The organism is Microbacterium sp. PF5, assembly GCF_004794315.1.
GTDB classification, from domain to species: domain Bacteria; phylum Actinomycetota; class Actinomycetes; order Actinomycetales; family Microbacteriaceae; genus Microbacterium; species Microbacterium sufflavum.
The window spans coordinates 1-22,403 of the sequence record NZ_SSDQ01000029.1; the positions used below are offsets into that span (position 1 = coordinate 1).

The 22,403-nt window shown below is 71.0% G+C and carries 20 protein-coding genes and 1 pseudogene; 18 read left to right on the forward strand and 3 right to left on the reverse strand.

Annotated features, from left to right (window positions below; genetic code table 11):
- From DW297_RS00625 to DW297_RS00640, 4 genes and pseudogenes are all read left to right on the forward strand, one after another.
- Positions 1-555: pseudogene (locus DW297_RS00625) on the forward strand (thioredoxin domain-containing protein); the annotation flags it as partial.
- 183 nt (positions 556-738) lie between these two features.
- On the forward strand, positions 739-1,863 hold the full coding sequence (gene hisC, locus DW297_RS00630; protein WP_136028576.1) for a histidinol-phosphate transaminase: 1,125 nt from the start codon (positions 739-741) through the stop codon (positions 1,861-1,863).
- The gene (locus DW297_RS00635; protein ID WP_136028577.1) at positions 1,860-3,251 is read left to right on the forward strand and encodes an amino acid permease; all 1,392 of its coding nucleotides are present in this window, start codon (positions 1,860-1,862) and stop codon (positions 3,249-3,251) included. Before hisC ends, DW297_RS00635 begins: the two co-directional genes overlap by 4 nt.
- A 4-nt stretch (positions 3,252-3,255) precedes the next feature.
- Positions 3,256-3,738: an Lrp/AsnC family transcriptional regulator gene (locus DW297_RS00640; protein WP_136028578.1), complete on the forward strand. Its 483-nt coding sequence runs from the start codon at positions 3,256-3,258 to the stop codon at positions 3,736-3,738.
- A 30-nt stretch (positions 3,739-3,768) separates the two neighbouring features.
- Here DW297_RS00640 and DW297_RS00645 read toward each other — a convergent pair whose 3' ends face one another.
- The gene (locus DW297_RS00645) at positions 3,769-5,322 is read right to left on the reverse strand and encodes a dolichyl-phosphate-mannose--protein mannosyltransferase (RefSeq protein ID WP_136028579.1); all 1,554 of its coding nucleotides are present in this window, start codon (positions 5,320-5,322) and stop codon (positions 3,769-3,771) included.
- Between the two features lie 185 nt (positions 5,323-5,507).
- Between DW297_RS00645 and DW297_RS00650 the strand changes: the two genes are divergently transcribed.
- The 12 genes from DW297_RS00650 to DW297_RS00705 all read left to right on the forward strand — a co-directional run bounded on the left by DW297_RS00650 (position 5,508) and on the right by DW297_RS00705 (position 17,959).
- The gene (locus tag DW297_RS00650; protein WP_136028580.1) at positions 5,508-5,834 is read left to right on the forward strand and encodes a hypothetical protein; all 327 of its coding nucleotides are present in this window, start codon (positions 5,508-5,510) and stop codon (positions 5,832-5,834) included.
- Between the two features lie 32 nt (positions 5,835-5,866).
- On the forward strand, positions 5,867-6,103 hold the full coding sequence (locus tag DW297_RS00655; protein WP_136028581.1) for a hypothetical protein: 237 nt from the start codon (positions 5,867-5,869) through the stop codon (positions 6,101-6,103).
- Positions 6,104-6,112: 9 nt separating this feature from the next.
- Positions 6,113-6,934 carry a 16S rRNA (cytidine(1402)-2'-O)-methyltransferase gene (rsmI, locus tag DW297_RS00660; RefSeq protein WP_136028582.1) on the forward strand — a complete coding sequence of 274 codons (822 nt, stop codon included), beginning with the start codon at positions 6,113-6,115 and terminating at the stop codon, positions 6,932-6,934.
- A gap of 16 nt (positions 6,935-6,950) precedes the next feature.
- Positions 6,951-7,577: a class I SAM-dependent methyltransferase gene (locus DW297_RS00665; RefSeq protein ID WP_136028583.1), complete on the forward strand. Its 627-nt coding sequence runs from the start codon at positions 6,951-6,953 to the stop codon at positions 7,575-7,577.
- 51 nt (positions 7,578-7,628) lie between these two features.
- Positions 7,629-8,738 carry a LacI family DNA-binding transcriptional regulator gene (locus DW297_RS00670; RefSeq protein WP_136028584.1) on the forward strand — a complete coding sequence of 370 codons (1,110 nt, stop codon included), beginning with the start codon at positions 7,629-7,631 and terminating at the stop codon, positions 8,736-8,738.
- 143 nt (positions 8,739-8,881) lie between these two features.
- Complete coding sequence (locus tag DW297_RS00675; RefSeq protein ID WP_136028585.1) at positions 8,882-10,546, forward strand: ABC transporter substrate-binding protein; 1,665 nt, start codon at positions 8,882-8,884, stop codon at positions 10,544-10,546.
- Positions 10,543-11,523 carry an ABC transporter permease gene (locus tag DW297_RS00680; RefSeq protein WP_136028586.1) on the forward strand — a complete coding sequence of 327 codons (981 nt, stop codon included), beginning with the start codon at positions 10,543-10,545 and terminating at the stop codon, positions 11,521-11,523. Before DW297_RS00675 ends, DW297_RS00680 begins: the two co-directional genes overlap by 4 nt.
- 55 nt (positions 11,524-11,578) lie before the next feature.
- Positions 11,579-12,493 (forward strand): ABC transporter permease, encoded by a 915-nt coding sequence (locus tag DW297_RS00685; RefSeq protein ID WP_136028587.1) that lies wholly within the window; start codon positions 11,579-11,581, stop codon positions 12,491-12,493.
- Complete coding sequence (locus DW297_RS00690; RefSeq protein ID WP_240744477.1) at positions 12,490-14,217, forward strand: ABC transporter ATP-binding protein; 1,728 nt, start codon at positions 12,490-12,492, stop codon at positions 14,215-14,217. Before DW297_RS00685 ends, DW297_RS00690 begins: the two co-directional genes overlap by 4 nt.
- A 42-nt stretch (positions 14,218-14,259) precedes the next feature.
- Positions 14,260-15,429 (forward strand): glycoside hydrolase family 1 protein, encoded by a 1,170-nt coding sequence (locus DW297_RS00695; protein ID WP_136028588.1) that lies wholly within the window; start codon positions 14,260-14,262, stop codon positions 15,427-15,429.
- Positions 15,430-15,477: 48 nt separating this feature from the next.
- Positions 15,478-17,055 (forward strand): methionine--tRNA ligase, encoded by a 1,578-nt coding sequence (metG, locus tag DW297_RS00700; RefSeq protein ID WP_136028589.1) that lies wholly within the window; start codon positions 15,478-15,480, stop codon positions 17,053-17,055.
- A gap of 10 nt (positions 17,056-17,065) precedes the next feature.
- Entirely contained in the window at positions 17,066-17,959 is an 894-nt protein-coding gene (locus tag DW297_RS00705; RefSeq protein ID WP_136028590.1) for a TatD family hydrolase, read from the forward strand.
- Here DW297_RS00705 and DW297_RS00710 read toward each other — a convergent pair.
- On the reverse strand, positions 17,938-19,221 hold the full coding sequence (locus DW297_RS00710) for an MFS transporter (protein ID WP_136028591.1): 1,284 nt from the start codon (positions 19,219-19,221) through the stop codon (positions 17,938-17,940). The two genes, DW297_RS00705 and DW297_RS00710, sit on opposite strands and share 22 nt — an antisense overlap.
- Positions 19,222-19,275: 54 nt before the next feature.
- Here DW297_RS00710 and rsmA point away from each other — a divergent pair, with 54 nt between their 5' ends.
- Entirely contained in the window at positions 19,276-20,145 is an 870-nt protein-coding gene (rsmA, locus tag DW297_RS00715) for a 16S rRNA (adenine(1518)-N(6)/adenine(1519)-N(6))-dimethyltransferase RsmA (protein ID WP_136028592.1), read from the forward strand.
- Between the two features lie 95 nt (positions 20,146-20,240).
- Here the strand turns inward: rsmA and DW297_RS00720 are convergent, their stop codons facing one another.
- Entirely contained in the window at positions 20,241-21,062 is an 822-nt protein-coding gene (locus DW297_RS00720; RefSeq protein WP_168442760.1) for a carbonic anhydrase, read from the reverse strand.
- Positions 21,063-21,333: 271 nt separating this feature from the next.
- Between DW297_RS00720 and mgrA the strand changes: the two genes are divergently transcribed.
- A complete protein-coding gene (gene mgrA / locus DW297_RS00725) occupies positions 21,334-22,401 on the forward strand; it encodes an L-glyceraldehyde 3-phosphate reductase (RefSeq protein ID WP_136028594.1) in 1,068 nt (355 codons plus the stop codon).
- The last annotated feature ends 2 nt before the right edge of the window (positions 22,402-22,403 follow it).

The window sequence follows — 22,403 nt, forward strand, 5'->3', positions numbered from 1 at the left end:
CTCGCCGCCGCGACCGGGGAGGCCGAGTGGGCGGTCACGGCGCTGCGGCTGCTCGACCCGGCCCTCGAGGGTGCCGCCGGCGCCGACCCGCTGCTTGCGGCGCAGGGCATCGCGACCTCGCCCGACCACACCGACGGCGACCTCCCCTCCGACGCGGCGGCGGTGGCGGGCGCTGCGCTGGCGGCGTGGCGGCTCGGTGCGGGGGACCGGTACCGCGAGGAGGCGGTCGCCCGAGTGCGGATGCTGGCGGCGCGTGCGCTCGGTCAGCCGTTCGCGCACGGGAGCCTGCTCCGGGTGGCCGCGGGGCTGGTCGCACCGGCCCGTCAGCTCGTGGTCGTGACCGAGGACCGCGACGGGGCGCTCGCCCGCGCCGCGCGGGACGCCGACGCCGACGTGCTCGCGGTGGTGTCGCCCGCCCAGGCCGCCGCGTTCGCCGCGGCGGGCTTCGAGCTGTTCGAGGGCAAGGCCGCGACGCCCGAGCGCCTGTACGACTGCCGGGCGTTCGTGTGCCGGCTTCCCACCGCCGACCCCGCCGAGGTCACGAGGGAACGCTGACGCTCACCCTGCCCTCCGCCCCGACCCGGAGGCGGACTGGGCAATCTGCCCAGGGTGGACGGCACGCCGGGAGACGTTCGATTGCGCGCGATGCCCACCATTCGCTGCACCGATTGCCCAGGGGGCGACGTGCGTTCTAGGGTGGCGCGACACCACCCGGATCACAGCAAGGATGCTCTGACGATGCCCCTCTCCGCCCGTCCCGGCCTCGACGCCGTCCCCGCCTACCGTCAGGGCCGCTCGGCCCCCGCCGGTGCCTCGAAGCTCTCGTCCAACGAGTCCCCGCATCCGCCCCTGCCCTCCGTCGTGCAGGTCGTCCAGGAGCGCGTCGCCGGCATCCACCGCTATCCCGACATGAGTGCCGCGGCCGTGCGGCAGGCGCTCGCCGCGCGCCACGGCGTCGACGTCGACGAGGTCACGGTGGGAGCCGGATCGGTGGAGATCGCGGCCCAGCTGATCCACGCGGTCGCCGGCGCGGGTGACGAGGTCGTGTTCGCGTGGCGGTCATTCGAGGCGTACCCCTCGCTCGTGCGCATCGCGGGGGCCACGCCCGTGCCCGTTCCGCTCGACGCGCAGCACGGCCACGACCTCGACGCGATGCTCGCCGCGATCACCCCGCGCACCCGACTGGTGTTCGTGTGCAACCCGAACAACCCCACCGGCACGGTCGTCGACGCGGACGCGCTCGAGCGCTTCGTGGCCGCCGTGCCGCGCGACGTGCTCGTGGTGATCGACGAGGCGTACGTGCACTTCGATCGCACGGCGAGCCGCGGCGCCGGCATCGAGCTGTTCCGCCGCCACCCGCACGTCGCGGTGCTCCACACGTTCTCCAAGGCCTATGGTCTCGCCGGCCTGCGCATCGGCTATGCGATCGCCCCGCGCGAGATCGCCGAGGCGCAGCGCAAGGTGGCCGTGCCGTTCGGTGTGACCGACCTGGCGCAGGCCGCCGCCCTCGCGTCGCTCGCGGCGGAGGAGGAGCTGGCCATCCGCATCGACGAGGTGGTCGCGCAGCGCGAGCGCCTGTACGCCGTGCTCACCGCCGCGGGCTGGCCCGCCGTCCCGTCACAGGCCAACTTCGTCTGGGTCCCGTCGGGGGAGCGCACCGCCGAGCTCGACGCCCTCCTGCACGCCGGGGGTGTCGTCGCCCGCGCCTTCCCCGGCGAGGGCATCCGGATCTCGTCCGGCTCCGCCGTCGACATCGACAGGGTCGAGGCCGCCCTCGCTGCCGCGGTCTCCGGCGGCGACGCCGCGCACGATTCCGGCCGCGATTCGGACCGCGATTCCGACCTGATGGGGGTGACCGCGTGAGCGTCGAGGTCCCGGTCACGACGACCACCACGAAGGGCCTGCATCCCGGGCTCACCCGGCGCCAGATCTCCATGATGGGGCTCGGCGGCGCGATCGGCGCCGGGCTGTTCGTCGGCTCCGGCCAGGCGATCGGGATCGCCGGTCCCGCGGTCCTCATCTCGTATCTGGTCGCCGGCGGCATCGTCGTGCTGGTCATGGCGATGCTGGCCGAGATGGTCGCGGCACGCCCCAGCTCCGGCGCGTTCAGCTCCTACGCCCAGAAGGCGATGGGGCGCAGCGCCGGCAGCGCGGTCGGCTGGCTCTACTGGATCCAGCTGATCGTGGTGATCGCGGCCGAGGCGACCGGGGCGGCGGGCATCGTGGCCGGCTGGATCCCCGGCGTGCCCGCGTGGGTGTGGGTGCTGGTGTTCGTGGTCGCCCTCACCGCGGTGAACCTGTTCGGGGTGCGCAACTACGGCACCTTCGAGTTCTGGTTCGCGGCGATCAAGGTCGCCGCGATCATCGCGTTCCTCGTGGTCGGCGTGTGCGCGATCGTCGGCCTCATCCCCGGTCTTCCGGCCACGGGTGTGTCGAACCTCGTGGACGAGGGCGGCTTCGCGCCCAACGGCATCACCGGCATCGCGGCGGCGCTCCTGATCGTGGTGTTCGCGTTCGGCGGCACCGAGGTCGTGGCGATCGCGGCGGCCGAGTCCGACGACCCGGCGCGCAACATCCGCCGCATCGTGCGCGAGGTGCTGGTGCGCATCCTCATCTTCTACGTCGGCTCGATCTTCGTGATCGTCGCGGTGCTGCCGTGGGACGACCCCGCGGTGGAGGCCGGTCCGTTCTCGGCGGTGCTCGACACGCTCCATGTGCCGGGTGTCGGTCTGGTGATGGACCTCATCGTCGTGGTCGCGCTGCTGTCGGCCATGAACGCCAACATCTACGGCGCCTCCCGCATGGCGTATTCGCTGGGGGAGCGCGGACTGGCGCCGCTGGCGGTCACCCGCACGAGTCTCACGGGCGTGCCGTACCTGGCGGTGCTGGCGTCGGTCGCGTTCGGGTTCGTCACGGTCGGGCTGAACTGGGCGTTCCCCGATGTGGTGCTCCCCGCCCTGTTGAACGTGGTGGGCTCGACGCTGCTGGTGATCTGGACGGCGACCGCGGTCTCGCAGATCGTGCTGCGGCGCCGGGCGGACCGCGCCGGCGAGGCGATGCCGATGCGGATGTGGGGCTTCCCGTGGATCTCGTGGCTGTGCTTGGCCCTGCTCGCCGGGGTGATCGCCCTCGCGATGATCGACCCCGCGGCACGCACGCAGCTGCTGCTGACCCTCGGGCTGACGGTCGTGCTGCTGGTGGTGGCGCGGCTCACCCGTGGTGTGTCCCGTCCCGGCGTGGTGCGGGAGTAGCGGCGTGCGCATCGACCGGCTGGACGCCGCGCTGATCCGGTTGCTCACCGAGTCGCCGCAGCTGCCCATCCTGGAGTGTGCGCGGCGGCTGGGCATCGCACGCGGCACCGCCACCAGCCGGCTCGCGCGACTGCACGAGGGCGGGGTGATCGAGGCGATCGTGCCGCGCGTCGACCCGGCCGGCTTCGGCTACGGCATGGTCGCGTTCTGCCTGGTCGAGATCGATCAGAAGGTGGGGCACGACGAGGTGGCCGCCGCGCTCGCGGACGCGGTGCCGGAAATCGTGGACATGCACACCGTGACGGGGGCGAGCGACATGCAGCTGCGCCTGGTCGCGCGCGATGCCACGCAGCTGCAGGAGGTGCTCGACCGGGTCGCCGTCGTGCCGGGGGTGGCGCGCACGGCGTCGTCCATCGCGATGCGCACGCACCTGTCGGGGCGCGTGCTGCCGCTGGTCGAGCACGTGGCCACCGACGACGCCGGCTGAGCACCGGCCTCGCCGTCGGGGCTCCCGTGCTCAGATCCAGCCGGGCAGCCAGTTGTGCAGCCGCCAGAAGTCGTACGGCACGCTGATCCCCAGCCACAGCGGCAGGAAGAACGCCGACACGAGCACGACCACGGTCAGGAACACCACCACGGTGCGCTGCCCGGACTGGCGCCGGTGCAGCGGATCGTCGCGTGTCCCGGCGATGATCCGCAGCGTCATCGTCAGCGCGAGCACCAGGAACGGCATCATGACCACCGTGTAGAACTGGAAGATCGTCCGCTCGGGGAACATCAGCCAGGGCAGGTAGGTCACGGCGAGCCCCACGAGCGGCAGCGTGAGCGCCGGTTCGATCGGCTGACGGGCGATCCACGCGCGCACCAGGCGGTACAGCAGGTACACGCTCGCGGCGACGCCGCCGTACCAGATCAGCGGGTTGGGGATCGCGGAGATCACGCCGATGCAGTGGTCGACCCCGCACGCGGTCGGATCGGGGTCGACCCAGACGGCGGTCGGTCGCAGCAGGAACGGCCACTCCCACGCGGGGCTGGCGTAGGGGTGCCCGCGGCTGAGCCCCACGTGGAAGCCCAGCATCGCCTGGTGGTAGTTCCACAGCGCGAGCAGGGGGTTCGCGTCGCTGCCGCGGTCGTAGCCCTTGTCGGTCACGAGCCACCCGGTCCAGCTCGCGAGGTACACGGCCGCGGCCGGCAGCACCAGCAGCACGAACGACACGGGCCCCTGGCGGAACACGGCGGACGCGGGCCACACGACCACACCGCCGCGGCGCCGGGCCAGCGCATCGGTGACCACCACGTACAGCCCGAAGCCGGCCAGCACGTACAGGCCCGACCACTTCACGGCGCACGCCGCCCCCAGCGCGAGACCCGCGGCGACGAGCCACGGGCGGCGCCACAGCACCGGACCCCACAGCGGGTCGGGGGCGTCGGGGTCGCGGCGCTCCAGGAGGGGGATGGTGCGTTGCCGGTCGAGCAGCACGAACAGCACGCCGAGCAGCACGAAGAAGGTGAGGATGCCGTCGAGCAGCGCGATGCGGCTCAGCACGATGCTCAGTCCGTCGATCGCGAGAAGGGTGCCCGCCACGGTGGCCGCGACCACGGATCCGGTCAGCCGGCGGGCGATCAGGTACACCAGCAGCACGGAGCCCGCACCCAGCAGGGCCGTCGCCAGCCGCCAGCCGGCGCTGTTGTCGGGGCCGCCGATGGCCATGCCGAGTGCGATGAGCCACTTGCCCAGCGGCGGGTGCACGATGAAGGCGCCCTTGTTCGTGAGCGGCAGCTCCTGCAGGGTCTGGAAGGCCTCGTCGGCGCCCTGTCCCCAGACGCCCTCGTAGCCGAGGGTCCACAGCGACCAGGCGTCCTTGACGTAGTAGGTCTCGTCGAACGCCAGCTGGTGGGGGTGCCCGACGTTCACGAGCCGCAGCACCGCCGCGAGCGCCGTGACCACGAGCGGCGCGAGCCACGCGATGGCCCGTCCCCAGTCGGCGGCGTGCAGCACGCGGTCGCGCAGCCGCTCGCACCGCGTCGCCCGCGCCTCGGGGGGAGGCAGCAGGGGCTGGGGCGCGGTCACCGCTCCAGCCTAGACACCCCGCTTCCGTGTGCTCGGAAGTGTGCGCTTCGCCGCGGTTTCGCCCCGCGCCGCGTCAGAGCACGAATGCCGATGTTCTAGAAGTTCGAGAGCTGGAGGGATAGCAGCCGAGTGTCTGGCACCGTAGCGTGTATCTGTCCGCATTTGAGGACAGATAGGACACGTTCATGATCATTCAGTTCTCCGCACGACTCACCGCGGCCGCGGCACTGACCGTCGCATCCGCCCTGGTTTTCCCGCTTTCGGCGTCAGCAAGCTTTGAAGCGCCGACGGAGCGAGGGGTGGCGGTCTCTGAAGTCGCGGTCGTGGGTCGCGCCGTGCCGTCGCGCGACCTCGGTCCGTGTTGGGCGCAAGCCGGGAGAGTTGTCGGTGGCTTTTTCGGATCGATCGGTGCGACTATCGTCAGTCCCGGCTGGAGTGTCGCCGCATGGGCGGCGTATCTGGGACAGGTTGCGCAGGAGAAGCGCACGAGCACCGGGGATTTCGCATGTTGACCCATCCTGTCGAGACGGAAAAGAGCTCCCCCATGGATCAGAGTCCGACGACGAAGGCGCAGCCCAGTGGGGCACGGATCACTGGGTGGATCGCCACTCTGTTCTGCGCCGGCCTGGCTTTCCTCAACGCAGCTCTTGCGACCGAGATCGCTTTCCGGATCTTTTTCGTCGCCTGCGGGGTGGTGCTCGTGGTGGGCGTGATCTCCATGGTCATCCGCTGGTATCGCGGGGGCGGTCGCGACGATCAGGATGGTCACCCGCCCGCCTAAGCTGGGCGGATGATCATCCTCGCCGCCACGCCCATCGGGAATCTCGGGGACGCGTCCCGGCGTCTGGTGGAGGTGCTGGAGAACGCGGAGGTCGTGGTTGCGGAGGACACCCGCACCACGCAGCGGCTGCTGCAGGCGCTGCACATCGCCAACCGCCCGCGCCTGATCGCGCTGCACGACCACAACGAGAAGCAGAAGGCCGCGGAGCTGGCGGCCCTCGCCGCGGACACCGATGTCGTGGTGATGAGCGACGCGGGCATGCCGACCGTGAGCGATCCGGGCTACGGGCTCGTGGCCGAGGCCGTGGCGCAGGGGGTCACGGTCACCGCGATCCCCGGTCCGAGCGCCGTGCTCATGGCGCTGGCGATCTCGGGTCTGCCGACCGACCGCTTCACGTTCGAGGGGTTCTTGCCGCGCAAGCCGGGGGAGCGCCGGGCGACCCTGACCGCGCTCGCCGCGGAGCCGCGCACCATGGTGTTCTTCGAGTCGCCGTCGCGCCTGGCCGCGACGCTCGCCGACATGGGGGCGGCGTTCGGCGAGGACCGCCGGATCGCGGTGTGCCGGGAGCTGACGAAGCTGTACGAGGAGGTGCGCCGCGGGACCGCCGCCGAGCTCGCCGCGTGGGCCGCCGACGGCGTGAAGGGCGAGATCGTGGTCGTGGTCGAGGGCGCGCCCCGCCGCGCGGTGTCGGCCGACGACGCGCTGGCCCAGGTGCAGGCCCTGGTCGCGGACGGCACGCGCCTGAAGGAGGCCGCGGCCGAGGTGGCGGCGCAGACCGGCCTCTCCACGCGCGACCTCTACCAGGCCGCCCTCGCCGCCCGTACCCGATGAGCTCGGGGGGCACCCGGTGACGACACCGGCGGAGGCGCACGACGCCATCGCGGCCGCCTACGACCGCCGCGCCGCGGAGTACGTCGCGATCGCCGGCACGGTGGAGCAGCTGGACCCCCGCGACCGCGACACGATCGATCGCTGGTGCCGAGCCACCTCGGGTGCCCTGCTCGACGCCGGGTGCGGTCCCGGGCTGTGGACGCGGTTCCTCCACGACGCGGGGCACGACGTGTCGGGCATCGACCTGTCGGCGGAGTTCGTCGCGGAGGCCCGCACGCGGCATCCCGGCCTCGATGTCACCCAGGGCTCCTTCCTCGCGCTGCCGCAGCCCGCCGGGTCGCTGGGCGGCGTCCTCGCGTGGTACTCGCTCATCCACACGCCGCCGACCGAGGTGCCCGCCGCGCTCGCCGAGTTCGCGCGCGTGCTCGCGCCAGGGGGACGACTGCTGCTGGGCTTCTTCGACGGCGAGCCGCGCGCGCCGTTCGACCACGCGATCACGACCGCGTACTTCTGGTCGGCGGAGGCGCTCACGCCGCTGCTCGCCGCCGCGGGGCTCGAGGTCGAGGGGACCGAGACCCGCGCCCGCGTGCCCGGGGAGGCGAGCACGCGCCCGCACGGTGCGCTGATCGCCCGCCGGGTCTGATCTACGCTGTCCTGACACCCGATCCGACGACTCGACCCTGGGGGATCCGCCGTGAGCAAGGCCGCGACCGTGTACGACGTCGCCGCGCACGCGGGCGTCTCGATCGCCACCGTGTCGCGGGTGCTGCGGTCGCCCGATGCCGTACGACCGGCGACCCGCGAGCGGGTGCTCGATGCGGTCACGGCTCTCGGCTACGTCCCGAGCGGAAGCGCGCGCGGGCTGGCCGAGCGCCGGACGGGCGTGCTGGGCCTGTACTTCCCGGGGTTCGACGCGGCGGAGGACGCCCCCGCGCTCGACGTCCTGTCGAGTGCAGGAGCCGCGGCCCCGCCGTTCACGGTGGTGGAGGACGAGGGCGAGCCCGGCGCCCCTGCCACCTCGATGCTGTTCCTGGACGAGGTGCTGCGCGGGGCCGAGCTGGAGGCGTGGAAGCAGGGCTTCGTGCTGATGGTGGGCGTGGGGCGCGACGACCCCGACCGGTCGACCGTGCGGGACATGGCCGGTCGTGTCGACGGGCTCATGGTGCTCGCGAGCAGCGTGCCGGATGACGTGCTGGCGCGGCTCGCGCGCCGCATCCCGGTCGTGGTCCTGTCCGGTCCGCCGCGCGGCGACGACTACGACCACGTCACGGTCAGCAACGCCGAGGCGATGGGCGAGCTCACGCGGCACGTTCTCGCGCAGGTCGGGGAGGGTGCGGTCGCGTTCCTCGCGGGTCCCGCGGACTCGCCCGACGCGGAGCAGCGGCGCGAGGGCGTGGTGGCGGCCGTGGCGGCGTCGGGCCGGGCGACCGAGGAGCTGCGGCTGCTGCGCGGCGACTTCACGCGGGCATCGGGGCGGCGCGCGGCCGAGGAGCTGCTGCGCGACGGCGCACCCCCGTCCGCGGTGATCGCGGCGAACGACCAGATGGCGCTGGGGGTCGTCGACGTGCTGCACCGCGCGGGCGTGCGCGTGCCCGACGACGTGCTCGTGACCGGGTTCGACGGCATCGACGCCGCCGCCCTCTCCGTCCCCCCGCTGACGACGATCCGGCAGCCGATGATCGAGCTGGGCCGCGCCGCGGTGCAGGTGCTGGCGCGCCGGCTGGAGGAGCCGGAGGCCCCGCCCGCGGTGGTGCGGCTGCCGTTGCAGATCCTCCTGCGGGAGAGTTCCGCGCGACCCTCCTGACGCGCCTCGAACGGACGGGAGCGCGGTGTCAAGGGGTTGCCGATCACAAATGTATGCGCTTACACTCGCTCATGCGGCTTCGGCCGACGGACGCTCCGACCCGTGGGGCGCCCATCATGACAGAGACGACATGAGGTCCCCCAGTGGCAGAGACGCACACCTTCCGACGCTGGCGCAGAGCCGCCGTCGTGGGGCTCGCGGCCGCGGCGATCGCGCTCAGCGGCTGCAGCATCCAGATCAGCTCCCAGCCCGACCCCTCCATCGGCGAGGACACGATGCTGATCAACGCCGACCACGGCAACCCGTTCTTCACGAAGAACTTCAACCCGTACCTGACCAACACGCGCACCGCCTCGCGGTGGATCTACGAGCCGCTGATCCTGGTGAACCCGCTCGACGGCGAGCTCAACCCGTGGCTGGCCTCCGCGTGGTCGCAGCCCGACGCCCGCACGATCGTGATGACGCTGCGCGACGGGGTCGAGTGGAGCGACGGCGAGGAGTTCACGGCCGACGACGTCGCCTTCACGTTCCAGCTGCTGAAGGATGAGCCGTCTCTCGACATCAAGGGCGCCTGGCAGCACATCGACTCGGTCGAGGTCGACGGCTCCGACGTGGTCTTCCACCTGCAGAGCGAGGACGCCCCGTCGCTGTCGATCCTCGGCCAGACCATGATCGTGCCGGAGCACATCTGGAAGGACGTGCAGGATCCGGGCACCTGGCGCAACGAGGATCCGGTCGGCACCGGCCCGTTCGTGCTCGGCAACTACAACGATCAGCAGTACTCGATGGACCGCAACCCCGACTACTGGCAGGCCGACCGGATCGAGATCGAGCACATCATCCTCCCGGCGACCAACAGCCAGCTCGACACCGTCACGCGCGGCTACGACTGGGCGTACGCGTTCATCTCCGACGTGGAGGGCACGTGGGGCGCGGCCAGCCCCGACAACACCTGGTGGTTCCCGCCGGGCGGCGTGATCTCGCTGGTGCCGAACCTCGAGGTCGCCCCGTTCGACGACGTCAACGTGCGCCGCGGCATCGCGCTCGCGCTCGACCGCGAGGAGATCGCCGAGACCGCCTCCGAGGGCTACATGAAGCCCGCCGGCCAGACCGGCCTGATCCTGCCGAACCAGGAGCAGTACCTCGACCCCGAGATCCCCGACGCGGGCATGATCGCGCAGGACGAGGACGCCGCGCTCGCCGCCTTCGCCGAGTCCGGCTACACGCTCGACGGCGATCGGCTGGTGGGGCCGGACGGCGAGCAGCTGGAGTTCTCGCTCACCACCGCGAACGGCTTCTCCGACTGGACCCGCGCCGCGCAGACCGTGCAGCGCCAGCTCGGAGACATCGGCATCAAGGTCTCGCTGAAGCTGCCGCAGCCCGCGGGCTACCAGAGCGCGATCGGCAACGGCGACTTCGAGATGGCGATCGGCGGCATGGGCAACGGCGACGTCTACCAGGCGTTCAACAGCCTGCTCTCCAGCGACTTCTACGTGCCGTCCGGGGAGTCGACCACGAACAACTTCGAGCGCTACCGCTCGCCGGAGGCCGATGCGCTGCTCGCGGAGTACCGCGCGACGGTCGACCCGCAGCGCCAGGGCGAGATCGTGCACGAGCTGCAGAACATCGTGTACGACGAGCTGCCCGTGATCGGCATGTACTACGGCGGCATCTGGGGCCTGTTCAACGAGGCGAAGTTCACCGGGTGGCCGTCCGCCGACGACCCGTACATGATCCCGCAGAACTACGACTCGGCGCCCCTGATGATCTTCACCCACCTGAAGCGAGTGAACGGAGACGACCAGTGAAGTACGTCGCCCAGAAACTCGGCCTGTTCGTGCTGACCCTGTGGGCCGCGGTCACGCTGAACTTCTTCCTCCCGCGCATGATGCCCGGCTCGCCCGCCGACGCCGCAATAGCCAAGCTCTCGCAGAACGGACCCGTGTCGGATGCGACCAGGGCCGCGATCGAGGCGCAGCTCGGCGTGCCGACCGGCTCGCTGTGGGACCAGTACGTCGCCTACCTCGGTCAGGTCGTACGGCTCGACTTCGGCGTCTCGTACACGTTCTACCCGCAGTCGGTGTCGAGCATGGTGTCCACGGCGCTGCCGTACACGCTGGGCCTGGTGGGCATCGTCACGATCCTCGCGTTCGTGATCGGCACCCTCATCGGCGTGATGGCCGCGTGGCGGCGCGGCACCTGGCTCGACTCGCTGCCCACGCTGACCGGCTCGTTCCTCAGCACCTTCCCGTACTTCTGGACCGCGCTGCTGCTGCTGTTCTTCCTCGGCTACGTGCTGCACTGGTTCCCGACGACCGGCGCCTACTCGGCGACCACGACGCCCGGGTTCACGTGGGACTTCATCGTCGACCTGGTGCGTCACGCGTTCCTGCCGGCGCTGACGATCCTGCTCACGTCGCTCGGCGGCTGGATCATCGGCATGCGCAACGCCATGATCAACACGCTCGGCGAGGACTACATCACCTTCGGTGAGGCCAACGGGCTGCGCGGGCGCACGATCGCGCTCCGCTACGCCGCGCGCAACGCGATCCTGCCGAACCTCACCGGCTTCGGGCTCACGCTCGGCGGCGTGGTGGGCGGGTCGATCCTCGTGGAGCAGGTGTTCGGCTATCCGGGCATCGGCTACCTGCTGTTCAACGCCGTGATCGGGCAGGACTACCCGCTCATGCAGGCGCTGTTCCTGATGATCACCGTGAGCGTGCTCATCGCCAACTTCCTCGTGGACATCCTCTACGGGGTGCTCGACCCGAGGACGCGCCGATGATGATCCCTCCTTTCCCTGTCCGCCTGCACTGCGTGCTCGACCCGAGGACCAGACGATGACCTCCACCATGAACGTCAAGATCCCGGCCGATCGGATCGCGGCCCCCAGCCCGTGGCGCTCCTTCGGGCGCATGGTCGGCACCCTGTGGGCCAACGGCAAGGCACGGCTCGGGCTGTGCATCCTCGCCTTCTTCGTCCTGGTCGCGGTGTTCGCGCCGCTCCTCGCGCCGTACGGCCCGAAGGAGAACGGCTTCGAGCGCAACGCCGACGCGTCGTGGGAGCACTGGCTCGGCACGACCGCCGCGGGCGAGGACGTGCTCAGCCAGCTGATCTACGGTGCGCAGGTGAGTCTGCTGGTCGGCTTCGCCGCCGGCATCCTGTCCACGATCGTCGCGGTGCTGATCGGCCTGAGCTGGGGGTACATGCGCGGCTTCGCCGGCGAGGTCGTCGGGTTCATCGTGAACCTGTTCCTCGTGATCCCCGGCCTGCCGCTCATGATCGTGATCGCCGCGTACCTGCAGAACGGCGGCATCCTCATGATCATCGCCGTGATCGTGGTCACCGGATGGGCGTGGGGCGCGCGCGTGCTGCGCAGCCAGACCCAGTCGCTGCGCGGCAACGACTTCGTCACCTCGGCCCAGTTCTCCGGCGACAGCAGGGCCCGCATCGTGTTCCGCGAGATCCTCCCGAACATGACCTCGATCATCGCGGGGACCCTGTTCGGCGCGGCCACCGCGGCGATCCTGGCGGAGGCGGGCCTGGAGTTCCTCGGCCTCGGCGACTCCAGCATCGTCAGCTGGGGCACCATGCTCTACTGGGCGCAGAACTCCAACTCGCTGCTCACCGGGCAGTGGCTGCTGCTGTTCGCCCCCGGTCTGTGCATCGCCCTGTTGGCCCTCAGCCTCACACTCATCAACTTCGGCGTGGACGGCATCTCCAATCCGCGCCTGCGGGAAGGGAAGGGGCGATGAGCGCCATGACCGCGCACACCTCGGATAGCAACGCCGGAATCCTCCTCGACGTGCAGAACCTGTCCGTCGAGTACGCCTCCCCGGGGCAGCAGCCCGTGCAGGCCGTGCACGACGTGTCGTTCACGCTGCGACGCGGCGAGTTCGTCGGACTCGTCGGCGAGTCCGGGTCGGGCAAGTCCACGCTCGGGTTCGCGCTGACCCGGCTGCAGAAGCCCCCGGCGCGCATCAGCGGCGGTCGCATCCTGTTCGACGGGCGCGACATCCGCGAGCTCGACGCCGAGGGACTGCGCCGCCAGCGGCAGGGCGGCTTCGCGATGGTGCTGCAGTCGGGCATGAACGCGCTCAACCCCGTGCGCACGGTCGCAGGTCACTTCCGCGACATCTTCGCCGCGCACGGGCATGTGCCCCGCGAGGCCCGTGAGGCCAGGGCCCGCGAGCTCGTGGGGAAGGTCGGCCTGAAGCCCGAGGTGCTCGACCGCTACCCCGGGGAGCTCTCGGGCGGCATGCGGCAGCGCGCCTCGATCGCCCTCGCGCTGTCGCTGGAGCCGCAGCTCATGGTGTTCGACGAGCCGACCACGGCCCTCGACGTGCTCGTGCAGCACGCGGTGATGGACACGATCCAGGAGCTGCAGCGGTCGGAACGGTTCACGGCGATCCTCATCAGCCACGACCTCGGCATCGTGCTCGAGGCCACCGACCGGGTCATGGTGATGCACGAGGGCCGCATCGTGGAGGACGCCCCGAGCCACGACATCCTGCACCGTCCGCAGGACGAGTACACGCGCATGCTGCTGAGCCACTACGCCGACCCCCGGGCGGAGAAGATCGAGATCCCCGGGTTCCTCGATGTGGGCACCCGCCGCCGCGAGGGCCGCAGCCGCACCGACGTCACCGAGACCCTGCCGACCGTGTCTGCGCGCGACACCCGGCGCGCGGACGCCGCGATCGTGGTGGACGGCGTCACCAAGCGGTACCCGGCGCCGCGGCGCGGGCAGGAGCCGGTGGTCGCGGTCGACGACGTGTCCTTCCGGCTGGAGCCGGGGGAGGCCCTCGCGCTGGTCGGCGCCTCGGGGTCGGGCAAGTCGACGATCGCGAAGATGCTCACCGGCGTCGAGAAGCCCACCGCCGGCACGATCCGCTTCGGCGACACCGACGTCGCCGCACTGAAGCGCCGGGGCCTGCGCGACCTCCGCAAGGACGTGCAGATGGTGTTCCAGGACCCGTATGCGGCCCTGAACCCGCTGCACACGGTCGAGTATGCGCTGTCCCGCCCGATCCGCAACTACACGACGCTGCGCGGCACCGAGGCGCGGGCGCGCGTGCTCGAACTGCTGGAGACCGTCGGCCTCACGCCCGTCGAGCAGTTCGCGGCCAAGCTGCCGCACCAGCTCTCCGGCGGACAGCGGCAGCGTGTCGTGATCGCCCGTGCGCTCGCGAGCGACCCGCAGGTGCTGATCGCCGACGAGCCCGTGTCGATGCTCGACGTGTCGCTGCGTGCCGGCGTGCTCGCGCTGCTGGAGGACCTGCGTGAGCGCTGGGGCATCAGCATGCTCTACATCACGCACGACCTGCTGAGCGCGCGCCTGGTCACCGAGAACATCCTGGTGCTCAACGGCGGACGGGTCGTGGAGCGCGGCGAGACCTCGCACGTGCTCCAGCACCCCGAGGACCCGTACACGGTCGAGCTGCTCGACGCCGTGCCCAACCCCTCCCGCGCGCGCTGAACCGCGCCGGGAGATCTGCAAGAAAGAGAGAGGAGCGCATCCGTGCTCGCATTCCCCGACGGCTTCCTCTGGGGCGCCGCGACCGCCGCCCATCAGGTGGAGGGCAACAACACCACGAGCAACTGGTGGGCGATGGAGCACGCCCCCGACTCGCCCATGGTCGAGCCCTCCGGCGACGCCGCCGACCACTTCCACCGCTACCCGGAGGACACGCGGCTGCTGGCCGAGGCGGGGCTGAACTCCTACCGCTTCTCGGTCGAGTGGGCGCGGATCGAGCCGGAGCGCGGCTTCGTGTCACGGGCGATGCTCGACCACTACCGCCGCATGATCGACACCGCACGGGAGCACGGGCTCGACCCGACGGTCACCCTCATGCACTTCACGGTGCCGCAGTGGTTTCAGCGCGACGGCTTCTGGCGCGCGGGCGACGCGGTCGACCTGTTCTCGCGCTACGTGGAGACCGTGCTGCCCATCCTCGACGGCGTGCGCTACGTGTGCACGATCAACGAGCCCAACATCGCCGCGATGCTGGCCGGGGGAGAGGACGCGGCCAACCTCGTCGCCTACGGCCTGCCCAATCCCGACCTCGCCGTGGCGGACACGCTGCTGGCCGCGCACCGCCGGGCCTCCGAGCTCGTGCACACCGTGCCGGGCGCGCAGGCGGGGTGGACCATCGCGACCCAGGCCTTCCACTCGACGGGCGAGCCGGGCGCCGACGAGATGCTGGCGGCCTACGGCGACCCGCGCGACCACTGGTACCTGGAGCAGTCGGCCGGCGACGACTTCGTGGGCGTGCAGGCGTACACGCGCACGTTCATCGGTCCGGAGGGACCGCGGCCGGTCGCCGACGACGTGGAGACGACGCTGACCGGGTGGGAGTTCTACCCGCCCGCGCTCGAGCTGGGGGTGCGCAGCGCGTGGCAGCGCAGTGGCGGGGTGCCGGTGATCGTGACCGAGAACGGCATCGCCACGGCCGACGACACCCGCCGCATCGCCTACACGCAGGGCGCACTGGAGGGCCTGCACCGCGCGATCGCGGACGGCATCGAGGTGCGCGGGTATCAGCACTGGAGCGCGCTGGACAACTACGAGTGGGCGAGCGGCTTCCGGCCGACCTTCGGGCTGATCGGGTTCGACCACGAGACGTTCGAGCGGTTCCCGAAGCCGTCGCTGGCGTGGCTGGGCGAGGTCGCACGACGCAACGCGCTCTGAGCGCGCACCGGCGTAACCTGCGGCATGGGGGCACCTAGAATTGTCCCCATGCCCGCAGGCGAATCCTTCTACATCACCACGCCCATCTACTACCCGTCCGACGTGCCCCACATCGGCCACGGGTACACGACGGTGGCGGTCGACACGCTCGCGCGGTGGCACCGCCAGGCGGGGGATGACACCTGGATGCTCACGGGCACCGACGAGCACGGGCAGAAGATGCTGCGGGCGGCGGCGGCCAACGGCGTGACGCCGCAGGAGTGGGTGGACAAGCTGGTCAGCGAGAGCTGGTTCCCGCTGTTGACGACCCTCGATGTCGCCAACGACGACTTCATCCGCACGACGCAGGAGCGCCACGAGACCAACGTGCAGACGTTCTTCCAGCGCCTGTACGACCGCGGCTACATCTACGCGGGCGAGTACGAGGCGCTCTACTGCGTGGGCTGCGAGGAGTTCAAGCCGGAGTCCGAGATCGTCGACGGCACCGGTCCCTTCGAGGGGCTGAAGGTGTGTGCGATCCACTCCAAGCCGCTGGAGCTGCTGCAGGAGAAGAACTACTTCTTCAAGCTGAGCGAGTTCCAGGACCGGCTGCTCGAGCTGTACAAGACCGAGCCCGACTTCGTGCGGCCGGACTCGGCGCGCAACGAGGTCGTGTCGTTCGTGAGCCAGGGGCTGAAGGATCTGTCGATCTCGCGCTCCACGTTCGACTGGGGCATCCCGCTGCCGTGGGACGAGTCGCACGTGATCTACGTGTGGGTCGACGCGCTGCTCAACTACGCCACCGCCGTGGGCTACGGCTCCGACGAGGAGACGTTCGCGCGCCGCTGGCCCGCGTACCACGTGGTCGGCAAGGACATCCTGCGCTTCCACGCGGTGATCTGGCCCGCGCTGCTGATGGCGGCGGGGCTCGACGTTCCCAAGGGCGTGTTCGCGCACGGCTGGCTGCTGGTCGGCGGCGAGAAGATGTCGAAGTCGAAGCTGACCGGCATCGCGCCGACCGAGATCACCGACGTGTTCGGCTCCGACGCCTACCGCTTCTACTTCCTGTCGGCGATCGCGTTCGGCCAGGACGGCTCGTTCTCCTGGGAGGACCTGTCCGCCCGCTACCAGGCCGAGCTCGCGAACGGCTTCGGCAACCTCGCCTCCCGCACGACCGCGATGATCGAGAAGTACTTCGAGGGCATCGTCCCGCCGGCGGCCGAGTACACCGAGGCGGACCTCGCGATCCAGAAGATCGTCGCCGACGCCGCGACGAAGGCGGATGCCGCGATCGGCCAGTTCCGCATCGACGAGGCGATCTCCGCGATCTGGACCATCGTCGACGCGCTCAACGGCTACATCACCGAGAACGAGCCGTGGGCGCTGGCCCGCGACGACGAGAAGCGCGAGCGTCTGGGCACGGTGCTGTACACGTGTGCCGAGGGCCTGCGGGCCCTGGCGGTGCTGTTGTCGCCGGTGATGCCGCAGTCCACCGAGAAGCTGTGGATCGCACTGGGCGCCGCCGAGACGCTGGGTCGTCTGCAGGACCAGCCGATCCGTGAGGCGGGGGCGTGGGGCGTGCTGAAGCCGGGCACGAGCGTCAACGGCCTCGCGCCGCTGTTCCCGCGCGTGGAGTCCACGGCCTGACCGACACCCCATGACCGAGACGTACGTGCAGCGCCGAGACGGCGACGGGCGCAAAGACCTGCGGTATCCCGCAGCCCCTGAGCCCCTCGCCGTCCCGGTGTACGACAACCACGCGCACCTGGAGATCATGGACGGCGACGAGCCGTTGAGCCTGACGGAGCAGCTCGACCGCGCCGAGGCCGTGGGCATCGCCGGGGTCGTGCAGGCATCGGGCGACATCGAGTCGTCGCGCTGGGCGGTCGAGGCGGCGGCTTCGGACCCGCGCGTGCTCGCCGCGGTGGCGATCCACCCGAACGACGCGCCGACCTATGCCGAGCAGGGCCGTCGCGGCGGTGTCGGTCTCGACGAGGCCCTCGCAGTGATCGACGAGCTGGCGGCGCATCCGCGCACCCGCGCGATCGGCGAGACCGGGCTCGACTTCTTCCGCACCGAGCCGGAGCGCCGCGGGCCGCAGTTCGAGTCGTTCGAGGCGCACATCGCGCTCGCGAAGAAGCACGGCATCGCGATGCAGATCCACGACCGCGACGCGCACGACGCGGTGCTGGAGACCCTGTCGCGTGTGGGCGCTCCCGATCGCACGGTGTTCCACTGCTTCTCCGGCGACGCCGCGATGGCCCGGGTGTGCGCCGACGCGGGCTACCACCTGTCGTTCGCGGGCAACGTCACGTTCAAGAACGCGCAGAACCTGCGCGACGCGCTGAAGGTCACGCCGCTCGACCGACTTCTGGTGGAGACCGACGCCCCGTTCCTCACGCCGACGCCGCTGCGGGGACGCCCGAACGCGCCCTACCTCGTGCCGATCACGGTCCGCTTCCTGGCCGCCGAGCTCGGCATCGGCGTCGACGAGCTGTCCGCGCAGCTCGCCGAGAACACCCTGCGGGTCTACGGCTCGTTCACCGACTGAGCGTCCACGTCGTCCGGGCCGGTTTGGGCGACCGGTTTCGCGCTCACGATCTGCGAGATCGGCTTCCACACCAGCAGCAGCGTGATCGCTGCGCCGCCGAACGCGAACCACCACGGTGCGGTGAGCCCCCACAGCTGGGCGATCACTCCGCCGAGCGCCTGGCCGACGATCATGCCCCCGAACACCCCGACCATGTTGACCGAGGCGACGCGTCCCTGCAGCTCGGCGGGCACGAGGCGCTGCCGGACGGTCGTGGAGATCGTGCCCCACACGAAGGCGTACGCGCCGAAGAAGAACATGATGATCAGCGCCACCCAGCCGGCGGTGGTGAGCGCGAACGCCAGGTGCATCAGCACCTCCAGCGAGAGCACGATGCGCATGAGGGTCGCGAACGACACGTGCCGTTCGAGCCACCCGAAGCTGAACGTCGCGAGGATGCCGCCGGCCGCGGACGCCGTGGTGAGGGCGCCGTACCCCACCGGACCCATCTGCAGGTGCTCGGTCGCGTACAGCACGAGCACGCCCCACGGCGCCGCCCACGTGACGTTGAAGACGAGGATGATGATCACCAGCATGCGCACGGGCGGGTTGCGCCACAGCCAGCGCAGCCCCTCCGCGATGTCGGTGTGCACGGGCGGGTGCGCGGCGGCGTCCGCCCGGGGCGGCACGGGCGTGCGGGCCATGCGGGAGATCAGCACGACCGCGAGGCTGACGCACAGCACCTCGACCAGGAACGGCCAGGCGTGCCCCGCGGCGAACAGGAACGCCCCGAGGGGAGGACCGGCGAACTGGTTGGCCACGAGGTAGCCGGCCTGGAGCCGGGCGTTCCCGAGGCCGAGGTCGTCCGGCTTCACGATCATCGGCAGCAGCGTGCTGCTCGCGGTGTCGACGAACACCTCGGCCGAGCCGTACAGGAAGGCCACCGCGAGCACGATCCCGATGTTCGCGGTGCCCGTCACGAGGAACACGCACAGCGCCGCGAGCACGACCGCCCGCGCGGCGTTCGCGATCATCACCAGGCGCCGACGGTCGAAGCGGTCGGCGATGGCCCCCGCGTGCAGGCCGAACAGCAGCCAGGGCAGGAACTGGAGGACGGCGCCGGAGGCGACGAGGATCGGCGACGAGGTCATCGAGGCGATGAGCAGGGGAGCGGCGGCCAGCGCCACGCCGTCGCCGATGTTGCTCGTCCACGACGACGCGAGCAACCAGCGGAAGTCCCTGCCCATGCGCCGCGGAGCGATCAGTTCACCGAGGGAGGGCATCCCCGCAGGATAGCGAGTGCCGGGGACGGTCGGGCTTTCGGCGAGAATGGACGCATGACCGTCACCCTGCTCGGAGCCGCCGAGATCCGCCGACTGGCCGCCGAGCTCGATGTCACCCCCACCAAGAAGCTGGGCCAGAACTTCGTCACCGACGCGAACACGGTCCGCAAGATCGTGCAGGCCGCGCGCGTGCAGCCGGGCGAGCGCGTGGTCGAGGTGGGGCCCGGCCTGGGTTCGCTGACGCTCGCGATCCTGGAGACCGGGGCCGCCGTCACGGCGGTGGAGATCGATCACCGCCTCGCCGCCCGCCTGCCGCAGACCGCCGCCGATCACGGCGTGCCCGAGGGGGCGCTCACGGTGGTCGATGCCGACGCGCTGCGGGTGGCCGAGCTGCCCGGCGAGCCGACCGTCCTGGTCGCGAACCTGCCGTACAACGTGTCGGTGCCGGTGCTGCTGCACTTCCTCGAGACCTTCCCCTACCTGCATCGGGGCGTCGTGATGGTGCAGGCCGAGGTGGCCGAGCGCCTGGCGGCGAAGCCGGGGTCGAAGATCTACGGCTCGCCGAGCGTGAAGGCCGCGTGGTACGGCGAGTGGCGGCTCACCGGCACGGTGTCACGGCAGGTGTTCTGGCCCGTCCCGAACGTCGACAGCCTGCTCGTCGGGTTCGATCGGTCGGAGGGCGAGCGCGGCTCCGAGGCCGAGCGTCGCCGCACCTTCGAGATCGTCGATGCCGCGTTCAACCAGCGCCGCAAGATGCTCCGCCAGGCGCTGTCCGGCGTCTTCGGCAGCTCGGCCGCTGCGACCGAGGTGCTGACGGCCGCCGGCGTGGCCCCGACCGCCCGCGGCGAGGACCTCACGGTCGACGACTACCAGCGCATCGCGCAGCAGGCACCGGCGGCGCCGGACGCGGCGGCCAGGGTCTGACGCCCTGCGCGCGGCCCGAGGTTCTGCCCCTCGACACCGCCGGGCTCCCGCCGTCGCGGCGGGAGCCCGGCGGAGGTGCGGGCAGGACGCGGAGCTCAGACCCCCGAAGGGATCTCCGTGAGCGTGCGGTCGTGCAGCGGCTGCTCGGGTCGGTGGTTGTCGGGGTAGACGTCGGTGAACGCGGCGAGCTCCTCCGCCGACACCGTCACCGGGGTGAGGTAGACGTTCCAGCGCACGCCCTCGGTGCACGGCGGCGTGGTGAGCGAGCCGTCGTACTGCACGCTCATGCCGTCCGCCGGGATGAGCGCGCTCGGGTCGATCTTGTGGCTCAGCGGCGTGCCCTTCTCGCTCACGGTGGTGGTGATCGACGAGAAGAACTCGTCGAGTGCCGTGCTGGCCGGCCCAGCCTGCAGCATCACGCCGAGCACGAGCATCGAGCCGTCCTCGGCCTTGTGTACCAGGTGCAGCTCGGCGGGGGCCGTGCGTCCGTCGATCGTGTGCTCGCTGCTGGCGTGCAGGTGGAACTGCTGCAGCTCGTACGTCTTGCCGTTCACCTCGATCGAGTTGGACCTCGGGTCCTCCGGGATCGCCTCGATGGTGTGGCCGTTGTTCTCGATGTCGAACGCGGCGGGGGCGTAGTGCGTCACGACCTTCTGCGCGGCGGTCCCCATCTGCACCGTCGAGGTGTCGATGGCGATGGGGGACTCGTGGGAGCTGTCGACGTTCTCGCACGCGGCGCCGAACTTCCCCCAGTGCTCGGGGCCGTTGGACCCGCGGTACGACCACTCGGCGTCCGCGGAGGCGCCGGGCGAGGGCGACGCAGACGCGGCGGGGGTCGTGGCGGCGGGTGCGCAGCCGGCGAGAGCGCCGATCGCGAGGGCCGCGGTGGACAGAGCGAGAGCGGGGCGGATCTTCATGTTGTTTCCTTCGGAGTGTGCGGCGCGCGCTGCAGGCACAGCGGATCGCCGCGCACCACACCGCGACGCCATCGGGACGATGCCCTGGCGGACTGCGTGATCACCCGGACGGCCAGTTGTCACTGCCCCGCGGCGTCCGAGCGGCACGAGTGTAGGCGACGAAACCCGGAGTTGCCCGTGGTCCCGCACCGCCCGTCGTCCCCGCCTACCAGCGCATCGGGCGCCACGCAACGGCGATCCCGGATCCCACACCGCCCGGTAATCTGGCACCGTGACCGACTCCCCGCGCTTCCGTCCCGATGTCCCCGAGCTCCACCGCCCGTACGCCGCCGACGAGGGCCGCTACGGACGGTTCGCCTACCGTCAGGTCGGGTCGTCCGGCCTCTACCTGCCGCCGATCTCGCTCGGGCTGTGGTGGAACTTCGGCGACAACATCCCGCTCGACAACCAGCGCGCGCTGCTGCGTCACGCGTTCGACGGCGGTATCACGCACTTCGATCTCGCGAACAACTACGGCCCGCCCTACGGCTCCGCCGAGAAGAACTTCGGTCGCATCTTCGCGGAGGACTTCCGGCCCTATCGCGACGAGCTCATCATCTCGTCGAAGGCCGGCTGGGACATGTGGCCGGGCCCGTACGGCGACTACGCGAGCCGCAAGTACATCCTCGCCAGCGCCGAGCAGTCGCTCACGCGCATGGGCCTGGACTACGTCGACATCTTCTACTCGCACCGCGTCGATCCGGTCACCCCGATCGAGGAGACCGTGGGCGCGCTCGACACGCTCGTGCGGCAGGGCAAGGCGCTCTACGTGGGCATCTCGTCGTACAGCGCCGAGCGCACGGCCGAGGCGGTCGCCGTGGCGAAGGATCTCGGCACCCCGCTGGTCATCCACCAGCCCGCATACTCGATCCTGAACCGGTGGATCGAGGACGGCCTCACGACGGCGCTCGAGGAGTCGGGCCTCGGGGCCATCGCGTTCACGCCGCTCGCGCAGGGACTGCTCACCGACAAGTACCTGGGCGACGGCACCGCCGATCGGGCGCAGCAGCGCGGCTCGCTCCCGAAGGGCAAGCTCACCGACGAGGCCGTGCAGACGCTGCGGGCGCTGAACGACGTGGCGAAGGGCCGCGGACAGTCGCTCGCCCAGCTGGCGCTGCAGTGGACGCTGCGCACCCCCGTGGTCGCCTCGGCCCTGATCGGGGCGTCCCGGCCCGAGCAGCTCGACGAGAACCTCGCCGCGCTCGACGGGCCCGAGTTCACCGCGGAGGAGCTCGCCCGCATCGACGAGCTGTCCGGGGGGATCGACGTGAACCTCTGGGCCATCTCCTCGGATCTGTGACC